The 15,813-nt window shown below is 33.8% G+C and carries 15 protein-coding genes; 13 read left to right on the top strand and 2 right to left on the bottom strand.

The genetic code is table 11. The annotated features are described in order from the left end of the window. Positions 1 to 3 precede the first annotated feature (3 nt). From ftsH to JF259_RS08510, 6 genes are all read left to right on the top strand, one after another. On the top strand, positions 4 to 1,929 hold the full coding sequence (gene ftsH / locus JF259_RS08485) for an ATP-dependent zinc metalloprotease FtsH (protein ID WP_199114888.1): 1,926 nt from the start codon (positions 4 to 6) through the stop codon (positions 1,927 to 1,929). 116 nt (positions 1,930 to 2,045) lie between these two features. Next, the gene (locus tag JF259_RS08490; protein WP_199114889.1) at positions 2,046 to 2,654 is read left to right on the top strand and encodes an LUD domain-containing protein; all 609 of its coding nucleotides are present in this window, start codon (positions 2,046 to 2,048) and stop codon (positions 2,652 to 2,654) included. A 1-nt stretch (position 2,655) separates the two neighbouring features. After that, complete coding sequence (locus JF259_RS08495) at positions 2,656 to 3,477, top strand: phosphatidate cytidylyltransferase (protein WP_199114890.1); 822 nt, start codon at positions 2,656 to 2,658, stop codon at positions 3,475 to 3,477. Next, a complete protein-coding gene (locus JF259_RS08500) occupies positions 3,467 to 4,123 on the top strand; it encodes a phosphatidylserine decarboxylase family protein (RefSeq protein ID WP_199114891.1) in 657 nt (218 codons plus the stop codon). The genes JF259_RS08495 and JF259_RS08500 overlap by 11 nt, the downstream gene beginning before the upstream one ends. Further along, complete coding sequence (locus JF259_RS08505; protein ID WP_199114892.1) at positions 4,116 to 4,382, top strand: acyl-CoA-binding protein; 267 nt, start codon at positions 4,116 to 4,118, stop codon at positions 4,380 to 4,382. Before JF259_RS08500 ends, JF259_RS08505 begins: the two co-directional genes overlap by 8 nt. An 85-nt stretch (positions 4,383 to 4,467) precedes the next feature. After that, positions 4,468 to 6,066 (top strand): beta-N-acetylhexosaminidase, encoded by a 1,599-nt coding sequence (locus tag JF259_RS08510; protein WP_199114893.1) that lies wholly within the window; start codon positions 4,468 to 4,470, stop codon positions 6,064 to 6,066. Between the two features lie 4 nt (positions 6,067 to 6,070). On the opposite strand, the gene lipB is transcribed toward JF259_RS08510, so the two are convergent. Together lipB and JF259_RS08520 are read right to left on the bottom strand one after the other, a co-directional pair. Further along, positions 6,071 to 6,790 (bottom strand): lipoyl(octanoyl) transferase LipB, encoded by a 720-nt coding sequence (gene lipB / locus JF259_RS08515; RefSeq protein WP_199114894.1) that lies wholly within the window; start codon positions 6,788 to 6,790, stop codon positions 6,071 to 6,073. Between the two features lie 30 nt (positions 6,791 to 6,820). Then, positions 6,821 to 6,979, bottom strand: a complete 159-nt coding sequence (locus JF259_RS08520; RefSeq protein WP_119029747.1) for a YqaE/Pmp3 family membrane protein — start codon at positions 6,977 to 6,979, stop codon at positions 6,821 to 6,823. 392 nt (positions 6,980 to 7,371) lie between these two features. On the opposite strand from JF259_RS08520, the gene JF259_RS08525 reads away from it, so the two are divergent. The 7 genes from JF259_RS08525 to JF259_RS08555 all read left to right on the top strand — a co-directional run bounded on the left by JF259_RS08525 (position 7,372) and on the right by JF259_RS08555 (position 15,711). Continuing rightward, positions 7,372 to 8,409: a helix-turn-helix domain-containing protein gene (locus JF259_RS08525; protein ID WP_233164174.1), complete on the top strand. Its 1,038-nt coding sequence runs from the start codon at positions 7,372 to 7,374 to the stop codon at positions 8,407 to 8,409. Positions 8,410 to 8,517: 108 nt separating this feature from the next. After that, complete coding sequence (locus tag JF259_RS08530) at positions 8,518 to 8,964, top strand: DUF1573 domain-containing protein (RefSeq protein WP_199114896.1); 447 nt, start codon at positions 8,518 to 8,520, stop codon at positions 8,962 to 8,964. Between the two features lie 119 nt (positions 8,965 to 9,083). Further along, entirely contained in the window at positions 9,084 to 10,772 is a 1,689-nt protein-coding gene (gene lysS, locus JF259_RS08535) for a lysine--tRNA ligase (RefSeq protein WP_199114897.1), read from the top strand. Between the two features lie 263 nt (positions 10,773 to 11,035). Then, entirely contained in the window at positions 11,036 to 11,890 is an 855-nt protein-coding gene (locus JF259_RS08540) for a hypothetical protein (RefSeq protein ID WP_199114898.1), read from the top strand. 152 nt (positions 11,891 to 12,042) lie between these two features. Further along, positions 12,043 to 12,849: a hypothetical protein gene (locus tag JF259_RS08545; protein WP_199114899.1), complete on the top strand. Its 807-nt coding sequence runs from the start codon at positions 12,043 to 12,045 to the stop codon at positions 12,847 to 12,849. Between the two features lie 151 nt (positions 12,850 to 13,000). Next, positions 13,001 to 14,821 (top strand): RNA-directed DNA polymerase, encoded by a 1,821-nt coding sequence (locus JF259_RS08550; RefSeq protein ID WP_199114900.1) that lies wholly within the window; start codon positions 13,001 to 13,003, stop codon positions 14,819 to 14,821. A gap of 122 nt (positions 14,822 to 14,943) precedes the next feature. Then, a complete protein-coding gene (locus JF259_RS08555) occupies positions 14,944 to 15,711 on the top strand; it encodes a tyrosine-type recombinase/integrase (protein ID WP_199114901.1) in 768 nt (255 codons plus the stop codon). Positions 15,712 to 15,813: the final 102 nt, after the last annotated feature.

The following is a 15,813-nucleotide window of genomic DNA, read 5'->3' on the forward strand; positions in this document are numbered from 1 at the left end:
CACATGGCAAACGACAAAAAGAACATAAAAGACAAGAAACCTAAATTTAGTCCATACTGGATTTACGGTATACTCATTGCTTTTTTCTTAGGAATTCAATTATTTGGGGGTGGCAGCTATCAAGATGCCAATACCATATCCCCTTCAGAATTTTTAAGATATGCTGAAGACGGTGATGTAGAAAAAGTTATTGTGATAAACAGGCATTTAGCGAAGGTATATCTTACCAGTGAAGCCCAAGAAAAGGAAATTCATAAAAAATCGAAACCAACAAGCTTTATTCCTACGGCTACAAGGTTACCAAATTACACTTTCGAAATAGGAGATCTTCAAAATTTTGAAAATGATCTTGATGCTATAGGCAAAGAAGATCTACTTAGCTTTGACAGGGAAGAAAGTACGTTAAGCGATTTTTTAATTGGTTTATTACCTTTTATACTCCTAATTGGTGTTTGGATTTTCATTATGCGCCGTATGTCTGGTGGAGCCGGTGGAGGTGCTGGAGGGCAAATATTCAATATTGGAAAATCGAAAGCAAAATTATTTGATCAAAATACTGAAGTTAAAACTACGTTTAAGGATGTAGCTGGACTTGAAGGCGCTAAAGAAGAAGTACAAGAGATTGTAGACTTTCTTAAATTCCCTGAAAAATACACCACACTTGGAGGTAAAATACCTAAAGGCGCCTTGTTGGTAGGTCCTCCAGGAACGGGGAAAACCTTGCTTGCCAGAGCTGTTGCCGGCGAAGCTAAAGTTCCCTTCTTCTCCTTATCAGGTTCCGATTTTGTGGAAATGTTTGTCGGCGTTGGTGCCTCAAGGGTTCGCGATTTATTTAAACAAGCCAAAGAAAAGTCACCTTCCATTATTTTCATAGACGAAATTGATGCCATTGGACGAGCGAGAGGAAAGAATGCCATGTCTGGAAGTAACGACGAACGTGAAAACACCTTAAACCAGTTATTAACCGAAATGGATGGTTTTGGCACCAATGCCAATGTTATTGTTCTTGCTGCAACCAACAGAGCTGATATATTGGACAAAGCACTTATGCGTGCCGGTCGTTTTGACAGACAGATTTATGTTGACTTACCGGATATTAGAGAACGTAAGGAAATATTTGAAGTGCATTTAAGACCCCTTAAAAAGTCTAAGGATCTAGACACCGACTTCTTATCGAAACAAACCCCTGGTTTTTCGGGAGCAGATATTGCTAATGTTTGTAATGAAGCAGCCCTAATTGCCGCTAGAAACGGTAAAAAAGAGGTAGACAAACAAGACTTCTTAGACGCTGTAGATAGAATTATTGGAGGGCTTGAAAAGAAAAATAAAATAATAACCCCTAGCGAGAAAAAAGCAGTTGCTTATCATGAAGCTGGACATGCCACAATTAGTTGGATGTTAGAACATGCAGCGCCGCTAGTAAAAGTAACTATCGTGCCTCGTGGTCGCTCTTTAGGTGCCGCTTGGTACCTGCCTGAAGAACGCCTTATTGTGCGTCCGGAACAAATGCTTGACGAAATGTGTGCCGCCCTTGGTGGTCGTGCTGCCGAAAAAGTTATTTTCGACAAGATATCTACCGGTGCCCTAAGTGACTTAGAAAAAGTCACAAAACAAGCACGTGCTATGGTTACCATATATGGATTGAGCGATAAAATTGGAAACCTAACCTATTACGACTCCGGACAAAGTGAATATGGCTTTACTAAACCTTATAGTGAGCAGACAGCCGAGTTAATAGACAAGGAAATCTCTAATATTATTGAGACGCAATATAAAAGGGCTATAAAACTACTGGAAGAAAACAAAGATAAGCTCACCGAACTTGCAGAAGAACTTCTTGAAAAAGAAGTTATCTTCAAGGATAATCTGGAACGGATATTTGGGAAGCGCGCTTTCGAAAAAGAAGAAAGAGAATCCCTAGATAAATAGATTTTAATATATTTGCCTAGCTTTTAGTAAAAATCTTAAATTAACCACTTGGTTAGTTTAAGATTTTTTATATTTGATAAACGCCAATGGGAATTGAGTTAATAGCAGCTAATTAAATGAGTCTTTTCAGAAAAATTTTCGGTTCAAAAGCTGAGCGCTCAGAAGAAGAACTAAAGTCCGATGATAGGGGCAAATACATGCCAGAAATAAAACTACCTATAGATGAAAGGTTTACCATAAACTTTAAAGCTAATGGCGGTAAATTTTTGTATTGTGAAAATTTAGACGAAATCTTTCAAAACTTACAAAACATACTTAACGAAAATAGCTGGGAAGAAAAGGAAGCCTTATTAATTGACAGTAACTTAAAAGACAAATTTAAAAACGCGCACTTACAAATAACCAAAAAGGCAAGTGAGGCTGTCTTTTTTTTAACAACCTGTGAAAATCTAATTGCCAACGACGGATCCTTATTAATTTCCTCAAATCAGATTTTTGAAAAAAAACTTACCGAACTCCCCGTAAATTTTGTAGTATTTGCTACTACCAGCCAAATTGTCGAAAACATTGGAGAAGGCTTACGTGGTATTAAATCTAAAAACAAAGAAAAGATACCCACAAATATTACAACAATAAAGCATTTTAAATCGAAAGACGAAAAAGACTTTCTCAGTTATGGAAGCAGTGCTAAAAACCTTTATCTGCTACTTTTAGAAGACCTATAGAATGAAAGAAATTCTTATACGATCTATTTCAGGACTATTATATGTTTTGTTATTAATACTGTCGCTTAATTACGAACAAGCCTTAATTGCCCTTTTTTTTGTTTTCGGACTGATTTGCATCGCCGAATTCAAAAAACTTATCCAATTAAAAAGTCTTTTTCCCTATATAATATTCATAATTCTTTATGCTGTATTTGGATATTGGCAATTGGTGTTAAATACGGCCAATGGGTTAGATGAAGCCACTCAAATACTTATGGTACTGACTATTTTTGTTCAGCTTTTCTTGATAAAAGACCTGTTTTCAGAAAAAACCATTCCACTATTCAGTTCAAAACGTTTTTTACTAACAACTTTTTATCTGTCAAGTGCTTTTGTATTTTTAATATTAATTGCAAACTACCCTAATACTTACAATCCTAATATATTACTGGGATCTTTCGTTTTAGTTTGGGTTAATGACTCTTTTGCCTATTTAGTTGGTAAAAACTTTGGTAAGCAAAAACTTTTTGCAAAGATCTCTCCTAAAAAAACCGTTGAAGGCTTTTTGGGAGGCTTGTTTTTTTCCTGTATTGCAAGCTATTTTATTAGTACCTTTACGGAGACTTTAAGCTTTACTTCCTGGCTTGTTTTAAGTATTATTATTAGTGTATTTGGAACCTTGGGCGATTTAATAGAATCGAAGTTTAAAAGACAAGCAAATGTAAAAGATAGCGGTGTAATAATGCCTGGCCATGGCGGATTACTGGATCGTTTGGATAGCATTATCTTTGCAGCACCTTTTATATATTTATTTTTAAGAATACTACAATATGTTTCATAAAGAAGGCCATAAGATTATATTAATTACTTTCATTTTTGTTATAGCGTCCTTTTTATTGGTCGATAGTTTTATTTCCATAAAATGGCTCCAAACAACAATAATGATCGCATTATTGGTTTTTCTTGTTCTTATCCTTCAGTTTTTTAGAAATCCCAAGCGTAAAACCGCAATAAACAACCGACAAGTAATGGCACCGGTAGACGGCAAAGTTGTTGTTATTGAAGAAGTTTTTGAATCAGAATTTTTTAATGAAAAGCGCCTTCAAATAAGCGTTTTTATGTCACCTATAAATGTTCATGTAACACGTTATCCCATTGGAGGCAACGTAATATTCAGTAAATACCATCCTGGCAAATATCTTGTTGCCTGGCACCCCAAAGCAAGTGAAGAAAACGAGCGGACAACTGTTGTTGTAGAAAACGAAACCTATGGAAAAGTACTATACCGACAAATTGCAGGCGCACTTGCCAAACGTATAGTAAACTATGCAAAAGTGGACGACAAAGTTATTCAAGGAACTGATTCTGGTTTTATAAAATTTGGATCGAGAGTTGATTTATTTTTACCTTTGGATACGAATGTAAAAGTTCAGCTTAACCAAAAAGTTCGTGGTGGAGAGAGTATTATTGCAGAGACCAATGAGTGATACAGACCTAGATATTAAATTTCAGGAAGCCGTAGCCAGAGTAAATGCCCACAAGGATCCTTTTCCGGCCGATACCCTTCTAAAACTGTACGCCTATTACAAAAAGGCCACTAACGACTACGGTAAACCCCGTAGCAAAAAGAAAATCATTAATGCTTTTAAAACCAATGCTTTATTTCAAGTAAAAGACATTAGCGAAGACGAAGCTAAGCGTACCTACATTGAGCTAGTTAACAACTACTTTTTATATAGAAAGTAACATTCCTTCTTCTCTATATTTATTTTATAAGATTTTATTTTATAGTTTAGCTACTCATCAAACCACAAAATAAATCTTACAACTTATGAAGCTTTTAAAATACTTAGTATACAGTGCATGTTTGCTAGGTTACACTTTATTAAACGCACAATCCAGTGATCTTAAAATTATTCCACAACCACTACAGCTAGAAACAACAAATGGGTATTTTATAATCCAAAAAGACCATACACTCGCTTTAGATCCTAATTTTATAGAAGCAGAACCAGAAGCACAATTATTAAAACAGCTAATAAAGAAAGAAACCGATATTGAAGTTTCTATTAGCAAAGCAAAAACCAATGCAACTAACGGCATCACTATTAGCCGAAATCGCAACATAAGAAACAGCGAAGGTTATAAACTGGAAATAAACAACGAAGGCATTCATTTACAAGCCTCCAATAGGGCAGGCATATTTTACGGCATACAAACCTTAGCCCAACTTTTCCCTGTTGCGATAGAAAACAAACCCAATAACCACTTACCCTTTCTATCCATTGTTGACAGTCCAAGGTTCGAATACCGTGCACTAATGCTTGATCCTGCCCGTCATTTTTTACCCGTAGAAGCTATAAAAAAGTATATTGATGCCATGGCTTCATACAAGTTCAATTACTTACACCTACACCTTACCGACGATCATGGTTGGCGCATAGAAATAAAAAAGTATCCTTTATTAACAAAAATAGGTTCCGTTAGAAAAGAGACCAATGGCAACGGCATACCCCGCGGAGGTTTTTACACCCAGAATGATTTAAAGGCCATAGTTACCTACGCCAAATCCAAACATGTAGAAATTATTCCAGAAATAGACATGCCAGGACATGGCATGTCCATTCTTTCAGCATATCCGGATTTAGCATGTTTTCCTCGCAAGTTTGAAGTAAGCACAATACCTGGGGTCTCAAAAGAATTACTATGCGCGGGCAAACCCGAAGTTTACCAATTCTATGAAGATGTTATTAGTGAAGTTGCCAATATCTTTCCAAATTCAAAACTACATTTAGGAGGTGATGAAGCACCATTAGATCGCTGGAGAGAATGTTCGCATTGCCAACTTACCATGCAAAAAAACGACTTAAACAATGAAGAAAAATTAATGGCGCATTTTTTTAGCCAAATAAACGAAATACTCGTTAAGTTTAACAAAGCCCCGCTTCTTTGGTATGAAAGTGATGTAGAAAGTTACCCAAAAAACAGCACTGTATTTTTATGGCGTAATGAAGATCCCGATATTAAAACGCAAGAGATTAAGTCCAAGGGATTACAAATGATTAATTCTTATGGTCGCAATACTTACTTTGATTATCCACAATCTAAAGGCGATATACCAAACGTAAAATGGATGTCTGTATTAAACTTAAAAAAGGCTTACGAATTTGATCCGGTTCGCGGACTCGCAGAAAATGACAATCAATTTATTAAAGGGGTGCAAGGCTGTGTTTGGGGGGAATATGTACCCAATATCGAACGCGCTTTTTACATGACCTACCCTAGAGCATTGGCCCTTTCCGAAAAAGCTTGGTCTACAAAATCGAATTGGTCTTGGGAACGTTTTAAAAAGAAATTGGACAAACACCTTATTAAACTATTAAGTAAAGGGGTTAAATTTAGACCTCCGGTAGAATTATATACTGAATAAACCTTTACTTAGCTAATTCGGCATAATCAAAAAATTCAGCTTCAAAAAGTGTTTGGAAATGCTTTAAGAGCCTTTGCTTCACTTCGTGTACTGGAACTTCCTTTACACCGAGCTCTACATTTAACGAGGTTACCGCTTTCCCTCTAATACCACACGGTATAATGTTATCGAAGTACCCTAAATCGGCATTTACGTTAAGCGCAAAACCATGCATTGTAACCCAACGACTGGCACGTACACCCATAGCACAGATTTTACGTGCAAATGGTGTACCTACATCCAACCATACGCCCGTCTCACCATCACTTCTTTCTGCTTTTAGCCCATAATCCAACAAGGTTAAAATGATCATCTCCTCTAAAAAACGCAAGTACTTGTGGATGTCTGTAAAAAAATTTTCTAAATCCAATATAGGATACCCAACAACTTGACCTGGGCCATGATAAGTAATGTCACCTCCACGGTTAATCTTATAGAATGTAGCTCCTTTTTCGGTGAGCTGTGTTTCGTTTAAAAGCAAATTGGAAAAATCGCCACTCTTACCCAAAGTGTAAACATGCGGATGCTCTACAAATAAAAAATAATTGTTGGTCTTTAAGCAGGCCTCTTCTCGTCTGTTCTTAATTTTGGTATCAACAATTCCCTTAAACAAAGTTTCCTGATAATCCCAAGTCTCCTTATAGTCTTTGAGCCCTAAATCTTGCAGTGCTATTTGCTTATTCATAGACTGCAAAATTACGACTTTTTTTAAAGCCTACCTATTGGGGTTGTTGAGAATAACCAGTGCTGCAATAACCCCTGGCACCCAACCACAGAGCCATAACAAAAAAACAATAAATATAGAACCACAGCCCTTATCGATAACAGCCAGTGGCGGACAAATAATGGATAATAAAACTCTCCAAAAACTCATAATACGATTTTTTACAACACTATAAAACAGTGTGTTTAATGATTGATGTAGCTATTTGACGTTTAATCGCAACTTTCGTTACAAAGATAATCTGCAATATTAGACACTATCATTTTTTAACCAAACTACACTGAATCGCAATGACATTTCACGCCCGAACAGTACAGGCATGCTTTTGTTAATTGTTAAAAGTTAACAGTTCTATACCATGGTACAATTAATCATTAACCAACCAACAACCATTAACCAACAACCATTAACCATTAACCAACAACCAACAACCAACAACCAACAACCAATAACCAATAACCAATAACCAATAACCAAAATTACAAGACTTTAAGCTTTTACTAAAGAATAAAATATAGTAGTTTAGTAACATGATTCGATTTTTGTTTTTAATATTTTTCACACTAATTTCATTCGTCGCTAGGGCGCAATATAGCTTTTCAGGACATGTAGACAACAGGCAATGGCACAATAATGTTTACCTCTCCATAATTAAAGATTACAGACAAGTTTCGGGTATCTATTTTGAGCAAATTATAGCAAAAGTGACAACCGATAGTCTTGGCTATTTTGAGTTTACCGGCGATCAATTAGAGACTAAAAACAGAATTTACAGAATTCATGTTGACAACTGTTTTGAAGAAGACCAAAACCATTTTGACGGTCATTGCGACAATAGCAAAGCGGTTATTTTTATTGCAAAAAACAATGACTCCATTCAATTTCCGTTTTCTTTTAACCAACAAATGTTTTGTGATATAAAATCTACAAACGAAAAATCGACTGCTTTTATTAAAATAGATTCCCTTAAAGAAGAAATGAAATTTGCTTTTAGCGAGTTTAGAAGTGAGGCAAACAGGAAGCTTAACAATAAAAAATGGTTTAAAACATTACAGGACTACGGCGAACAGCTTAACGAACCCCTAGCTGAACTTTACATCTATTCGTTTTTATCAGATAGGCGAAATGACTTCCATGAGCACTATCTGGAGGATCTTAAAAAGAATGTGTATTACGATAATTTATTAGACCATTTAAACAGGCACTACCCCAATTCATCCTATACAAAACAATACAATGCCGAACTTAATTCTGATAAGTTTATTATTAGCAGCGCAAACCCTTCCTATTTTAATTGGAACTATTTAATATACCTTGTATTGTTTACCTCTATTACTGCTAACTTCTGGCTTTGGCAATCCCGTAAAAAAATCCAAAACAATAACATTACAACAGGGAAAAAGCAACTAACCAAACAAGAACAAAACATCCTAAACCTGTTGTTGGAAGAAAAAACAAATAAAGAGATTGCCGACACCCTTTTTGTTAGTCTAAGTACTGTAAAAACACATGTTAATAATATCTACAAAAAACTGGATGTACAGTCAAGAAGCGAAATAAAGTCGCTGTTTAATGGTTAATAAGAAAAATCAACCTAGGTACTAGTACCCATTTCAACCTCCAATTGCTCAATTTATGTTAATGTTTTTATGATGTTTGTTTCATTATAAACAATAACACGAAACATTATGACTTTTTCAACGTACAATTTTAAAACATTACAATCCAAATTCTTATTAATTTTCTGCTTATTAGTTTACACATCAAGCTTTTCGCAACAAGCAAGCACTACTACTAAAAACATAAAAGCAGGGGTTTTATCATTTGAAACAGAAGAAATTGATTATGGCACCATTCAGCAAAATGCCAATGGCGAACGCACCTTTAAATTCACCAATACAGGTAAAGCACCCATTGTAATCACCAACGTAAAAACCTCTTGCGGCTGCACCGTACCATCGTATGCCAAAACACCTATTTTACCGGGAGATTCCAGTGAAATTAAAATTAAGTATGCCACCAACCGAATTGGTATTTTCAAAAAAACGATAACTATTATTTCCAATGCTTCCGAAAGCAGTAAAACATTAAGGATTAAAGGTGAGGTTTTAAAACCAGAGGCACCAAAAAGCTAACTAAAAACTGATTTTGCCTTAAAATAAAAATCTACTAAAGAGTTGTATGCTGGTTTTTTGAAAATAGTGTAATTTTGCACACATCTGTCAAAAAAAGACAGTATTCAAATTTAATTAGCATGCAGCTTTCAGAACAAGAATTAGTAAGAAGAGAAAAGTTATCAAAACTACGCGCATTAGGCATTAACCCTTATCCGGCCGATTTATACCCGGTAAACCATACTTCAAAACAAATTAAGGAAGGATTTGAAGAAGGTAAAAAAGTGGTTATTGCCGGTAGATTAATGATGATAAAAGTGCAAGGAAAAGCGTCGTTTGCACAGTTACAAGATGCCGAAGGAAAAATACAAGTTTATTTTAACCGTGACGAAATTTGTCCCGGAGAGGATAAAACGAAATACAACGACGTCTTTAAAAAGCTGATCGATTTTGGTGATTTTATTGGTATTGAAGGCGAATTGTTTACTACAAAGGTTGGCGAAAAGACCGTTATGGTTAAGGATTTTACCTTACTTAGTAAGGCTTTAAAACCCCTTCCCCTACCCAAAGAAAAAGACGGCATTGTTTACGATGCTTTTACCGATCCAGAACAACGTTACAGACAACGTTATGCCGATTTGGTAGTAAATCCCCATGTTAAAGATGTATTTGTAAAGCGCACCAAGTTGTTTAACGCGATGCGCAGCTTTTTTAACAATGCTGGCTATTTTGAAGTAGAAACCCCTGTTTTACAGCCCATTCCTGGTGGTGCTGCTGCTCGTCCGTTTATAACACACCACAACTCGCTGGACATTCCTTTGTATATGCGAATAGCTAACGAGCTTTACTTAAAACGTTTAATCGTTGGTGGTTTTGACGGTGTATACGAGTTCTCTAAAAACTTCCGAAACGAAGGGATGGATCGCACCCATAATCCAGAGTTTACCGCTATGGAAATATATGTGGCTTACAAAGATTACAATTGGATGATGGCTTTTTGTGAGAAGCTATTAGAGCATTGTGCTATTGCAGTAAACGGAACTACAAAAGCTACTTTTGGCGATAATGAAATAGACTTTAAAGCACCTTACGCCCGGGTAACCATGACCGATTCCATAAAGCATTTTACAGGCTTTGATATTACTGGCAAATCGGAAGACGAAATTAGACAAGCTGCTAAGGATATGGGTATTGAAGTAGACAACACCATGGGTAAAGGCAAGCTTATTGATGAAATCTTTGGTGAAAAATGTGAAGGCAACTACATCCAGCCTACATTTATAACCGACTATCCTAAAGAGATGAGCCCCCTCTGTAAAGAGCACAGGGACAATCCAGAGTTAACCGAGCGATTTGAACTTATGGTATGCGGTAAAGAAATTGCCAATGCCTATAGCGAGCTTAACGACCCCATAGACCAACGCGAACGTTTTGAGCACCAACTTAAACTAGCAGCGAAAGGTGATGACGAAGCAACCGAATTTATAGATTTTGACTTCTTAAGGGCCTTAGAATACGGTATGCCTCCTACCTCTGGTATGGGAATTGGAATGGATCGATTAATCATGTTTTTAACAAACAACCAATCCATTCAAGAAGTTTTGTTCTTCCCGCAAATGAGACCAGAGAAAAAGCAAGTAGAATTGAGCGAGGACGAAAAAGCGGTATTTAACCTCCTTAAAGCCAACTCTCCTATTGAACTAAACACCCTTAAAGGACAGTCTGGACTAAGCAACAAGAAATGGGACAAAACCATTAAAGGATTGACTAGCAAGAAGGTAGCACAGGTTTTAAAAAATAACGAAGGCCTTTTAGTAGAGGTTTTATAATACCAAATAAAGAACTGTCACACTGAACTTGTTTCAGTGTCTCATTATAAATTAAAAGGATTTACTTAACGGTGAATCCTTTTTTGTTTGCAGATGGTAGCAGATAATAGTCACTTTTTGGTCACGAAATGGTCACTCCTAATTTTCTTATTCAATTGAATGTAGGAATTTTGAATCGTAATAAGAATTTTCTTTATATTTGAGGATGTAACTATGTAGTACAAATTAAAGAATTACGTGTACCCCCTAATTAACATAAATTAATGACAGAAATCAGTTCAATAAATTTTAATAAAATATTTGTAATTGAATCCCTTGATTCTACCGAAGAGAAAGAAACTGGTAAAGAACTTTATGATGATCTATTGAGATGGAAAGAAATACAATTAGGAGCCCCATTTAAAGCTGAACTAATTCAGGTTAAAAACAGAATTCAATTCTTTGAATCGTTAAAAAAAATTAAAAATGAATGTAAAAACAATAGTGTTTACCCTATTATTCATTTTGAAATTCATGGTAATAAGAGTGGACTAAGTTTAGTATCAAATGAATTTATCGAATGGATTGAGTTATATAAAAATCTCATCACTATTAATTCTATTATTGGAAATAACTTATTTTTAACATTAGCTGTATGTAAAGGAGCATATTTAATGGAATTAATCAAATTAGCTAATCCAGCCCCCTTCTGGGGTTTTATCGGTTCATTTGATAAAATTAATTCAGAAGATATATTAATCCGATATAACGAATTTTACAAAGAGTTTTTAGATTCTTTTAATATCAGCAAAGCATTTTACAAATTACAAAATGCAAATAGTCAATTTCCATCAACGTACAGGTTTATCAATTCTGAAACTACCTTTAAAGAGGTATATACCAACTACTTAAAGGAGAACACATCACAGGAAGGTCTAAAGAAACGTGTAAAACAAGTTCAGGTGGATGAAAAATTAAAGTTTAATTCTAGACCCGATAAACGAAGATTTGAGAAAGATTTTAAAAAGAGGGTATTGGCTACTAAAAATGATTATTATCAAAAACATAGTAAAATATTCTTTATGATTGATAAATTTCCTGAAAACAGAGAAAGATTTAATATAAAAAAGAATTTATAATAAACTTATGCCAATAAAGACAATAAGAAATTGCCTTACTTTTACCAACTTCAGAAAATCCAAGTACATTTTCAGTTTGATGTGACTTACAAAGTCAACTTCTGAAACAAGCAACTACTCACAATCGAGACGTTAATCAACATTAAAACTCAATGGGAATAACAAAAGAACAGATAAAAAAAGCTCTTTTAAATTCAGGGTACCTCCTTGAAGATAGAGTTAATCAAATTTTGATAGAAAACAATTGGTCAACAATTCCTAATTCAAGATTTAAAGATTTAAAAACCGATATAGAAAGAGAAATCGATGTTGTTGGATATAAGTATCTCAATTATTATTCTCCGCAAGTGGATAATATTGATTCTACTCTACTTATCGAGTGTATGAATAATAAAGAACCCATCGTATTTTTTGAGAATATAAGACCTTTACCCAGCCGAATTGCGGCTCTTAATTTCACTATACTTAATGAGAATTTTTGGAGTATCCTATCTTGGACACAAAGTGAGTTAAAATCTAAAAAAACATTTGTGTATTCCTCTCAATATTGCAGTTTTACCAAAGTTCAAAAACTAATTAAAGAATTTAATAATGGATGGATTGCTTTGCATCCTGACATAAAACACGATAGCATAAATTCCTTATTTCAATATATTCAATTTAAAAGGACTGAACATAAAGACAAGAAAAACACGAATGAATTTATAAAAGGGTTTTATTATCGCCCTTTAATAATATTACAAGGAGAATTATTATCAGTTAAACAGAAAAAAGAATTAGAAATTAAAAATCGTAATCATATAAAATTTCAAGTTGCAATAACAGATAATGGTGGCAAGTATTTTGACATTGATGTAATTACCGAAAAGCATCTCCCTGAATATTTAAAACTAATTGAAGAAGAGGATAATGCTATTGCAAATATGATAGAAAAACATAGAGAAAAATTAATCGATTAAAAAACGTTGCCAACAACGCAACAAAAAATAAATTCTTAAACTAAAGAGAAAATCAAAATAAAGGTCAATTATTAACAAAAAAATAAAATAAACCGAACCGACAACTGACGGATATACGAGCCGCTGGTTTACATTAGGAAAAGAATAATTAATGTTAACAGACAGATTTAATAAACTACGAAAAACAGAACTTGACAAAGTCTTTGGGAAACTTGAAATTATAAATATTTGGAGAAGTATAGTTAAGAACCAATTACGAAAATTAGACATTCAAGATTTATACGATTTTTATGATTTTAATTACAACATTGATGAACGTGCATTAGCAATTAGAACTGAAATTCTCAATGGAAACTACCAAGTAATTAAACCTATAATTTATCGGTTAGAAAAAAAACTTGGGATTTGCAGACATATTGTTATTCCGCAACCTCAAGACGCTTTAGTTTTACAGGTTTTAACTGAACAATTAAACTCTGAAATTATAGGTAAAATGCCGTCTGAGAACTCATTTTACTCACAGGACAAACATAATATGAAGTATCCTCATGATTTAGATACTGAATATGGAGTTAATTGGCAAAAACAATGGAAGAAACTTCAAAAATTGATTTACCAATTTAGTGAAAGCAAAGAATTACTGGTTGTAACTGATTTGTCTAACTACTTTGATTCAATTGATATTTCAGTATTAAGAAATCAAATCTCTAATATTGTTGATGATAAAGAAGTTCTTCTAGATTTATTATTTAAAATAATTGAAAATATTTCATGGAATCCCGATTATCTAAAATACACTGGAAGAGGTTTACCAACGTCAAACCTAGAAGGTATTAGATTACTGGCTCATTCATTCTTGTTTGAGTTTGATGCCATTTTAAAGGAGAAAACAAATAATTCATTTACTCGTTGGATGGATGATGTAGTAATAGGTGTAAATTCAAGACAAGAAGCCATTGAAATGCTTAGCTCATCTTCAGATGTTCTTAAAAGTAGAGGTTTAGCTTTAAACTTAGCAAAAACAGATATCTATGACTCTGAGAAAGCTGAATTTCATTTTCAAATAGATCAGAATAAATACTTGGACTCTATTGATTACAATATAAAACCAAGAACTTCAAAATACAATTTAAAAACAAGTGAATTAAAAAGAGAATTTAAGAAACACTTAAAAGAGACAAAAGCTAAATACTCAGAAAAAATTACAAAAAGGTATGTTACAGCTTTTGGAAAATTTAAATCTGAAAAATTGCTATCCGAAGTTGCTTTACTATATAATGAAAGACCTGGAATTAGAGGTAATTTGCTGATTTACCTTTCGGAATTAGGTTACAAAAAGAAAACATCCGATACTGTTATTAATATTATTAAAAACTTAAATGTTTATGATGACATTTCTTTATTCCAAGTTTGTAAGTTAGTTACTGACTGGGACATCCCTGACAATGAAAGTTCACTTGAGTTTTTAAGAACATTTGAAATAGAAATAAAATCTATAAGCCAAAGAAGAAAAAATCCTTTTGATTTTTATTGTTTAATTTGGTTTAAATCAAAATACGAACATCCAGATTCACTTTTGAGATTTATTAAAGATTATGAAAATATTTGGAAATCTGAACCTTTTTTGAGAAGACAAGTAACAGCAAGCTTATCTCGAGCTTATATGATAAACCCTTCAAAAGTTACGACTATCTTAAAACAACAAATATCAACAGGCATTCCTCAAATAGTTTCACTTTCAAGCCAGCTACTCAGTTTTTCAAGCTTTGAAAATTTACCTAGTAGAATTCATTTGTATCTATTTCCAACTCACAAACAAAAAAGGTATCCTTTATCTAAGTTTTTAGTTTTATGTAGTTTATTAAATTCTGAAAAAATAAGAACAAATGAAATTATTAAATCTAAAGTAAAAGAATATATAGTTGATGATTATCAAAAGAAATGGATTGAGGCACAATATAATATAAGATAACAGCTCAACAACGCATCCTACGAAAAGCACTAGCCATGTTCTAAAAACTTACTCTAAGTTTATAGTCACCATATTGTCAAGAGTCAACATTTTCCATTATATTTATCTGTAAGATAATATATATGGCAGTAAACCTTCGTAAAAAGTATTCAAAGAACTCTGGGACATCCAAAAAGAATAGTTCGTATAGATTCCAGTTAGATTTTTATCACAACGGTAAGAGAATTAGAGAAACCATTTCAGATGTTGAATTCTTACCATCGGACACTAAAGAACAACGAGAACAAAAGAAAAGGGTTGTAGATAAGATAAAGGCCGATTTGGAGATAGAGTTAGCCAATAAGTCCACTGGATTAATATCTAGAGAACTGAAAAAAGCTAGTTTTATTAACTTTTTTGAGGAACAAGCAAAAAAGAAAAGTCCTAATACCAAAATTGCTTGGGATAATACATTAAAACACATCATTGACTTTCATGGTAAAAAGTTGAGGTTTGAGGATGTAACCGAAAATTGGTTGGAAAAATTCAGTGAATACCTCTTGTCTAGTGACCTTTCTCAAAATTCTGTTAGAACTTATCTACAAAAGGTTAGTACGGCCTTAAACCAAGCTGTAAAGCAAAAAATAATACTAGTAAATCCATTCAATTACATAGATAAACTAAAGAAAGAAGAAAACGAAATGGTTTATCTAATCAAGGAAGAAGTACAAGAGATTATAAACACAGATTTTTTTGATGATGAGGTCAAGAATTCATTCTTGTTTGGATGTTACACAGGGTTAAGATTCTCGGATATTAAACGACTTAAATGGTCCAATATCAAAGATGGGAAAATCCAAATAACACAGACCAAAACCAAAGGTGCCGTTTATATTGGAAAATTCGGTTAAAGTGAACCACCCGTGCCGGATGAAAGTGAGCAGTGTAAATGAAGTGCCAAAAATCGTTTTATTTGAGTGTTAAAATTAGTGATTCTTTTTTAATTTTTTTCT

It is taken from the genome of Snuella sedimenti, assembly GCF_016428595.1.
Lineage (GTDB): Bacteria > Bacteroidota > Bacteroidia > Flavobacteriales > Flavobacteriaceae > Snuella > Snuella sedimenti.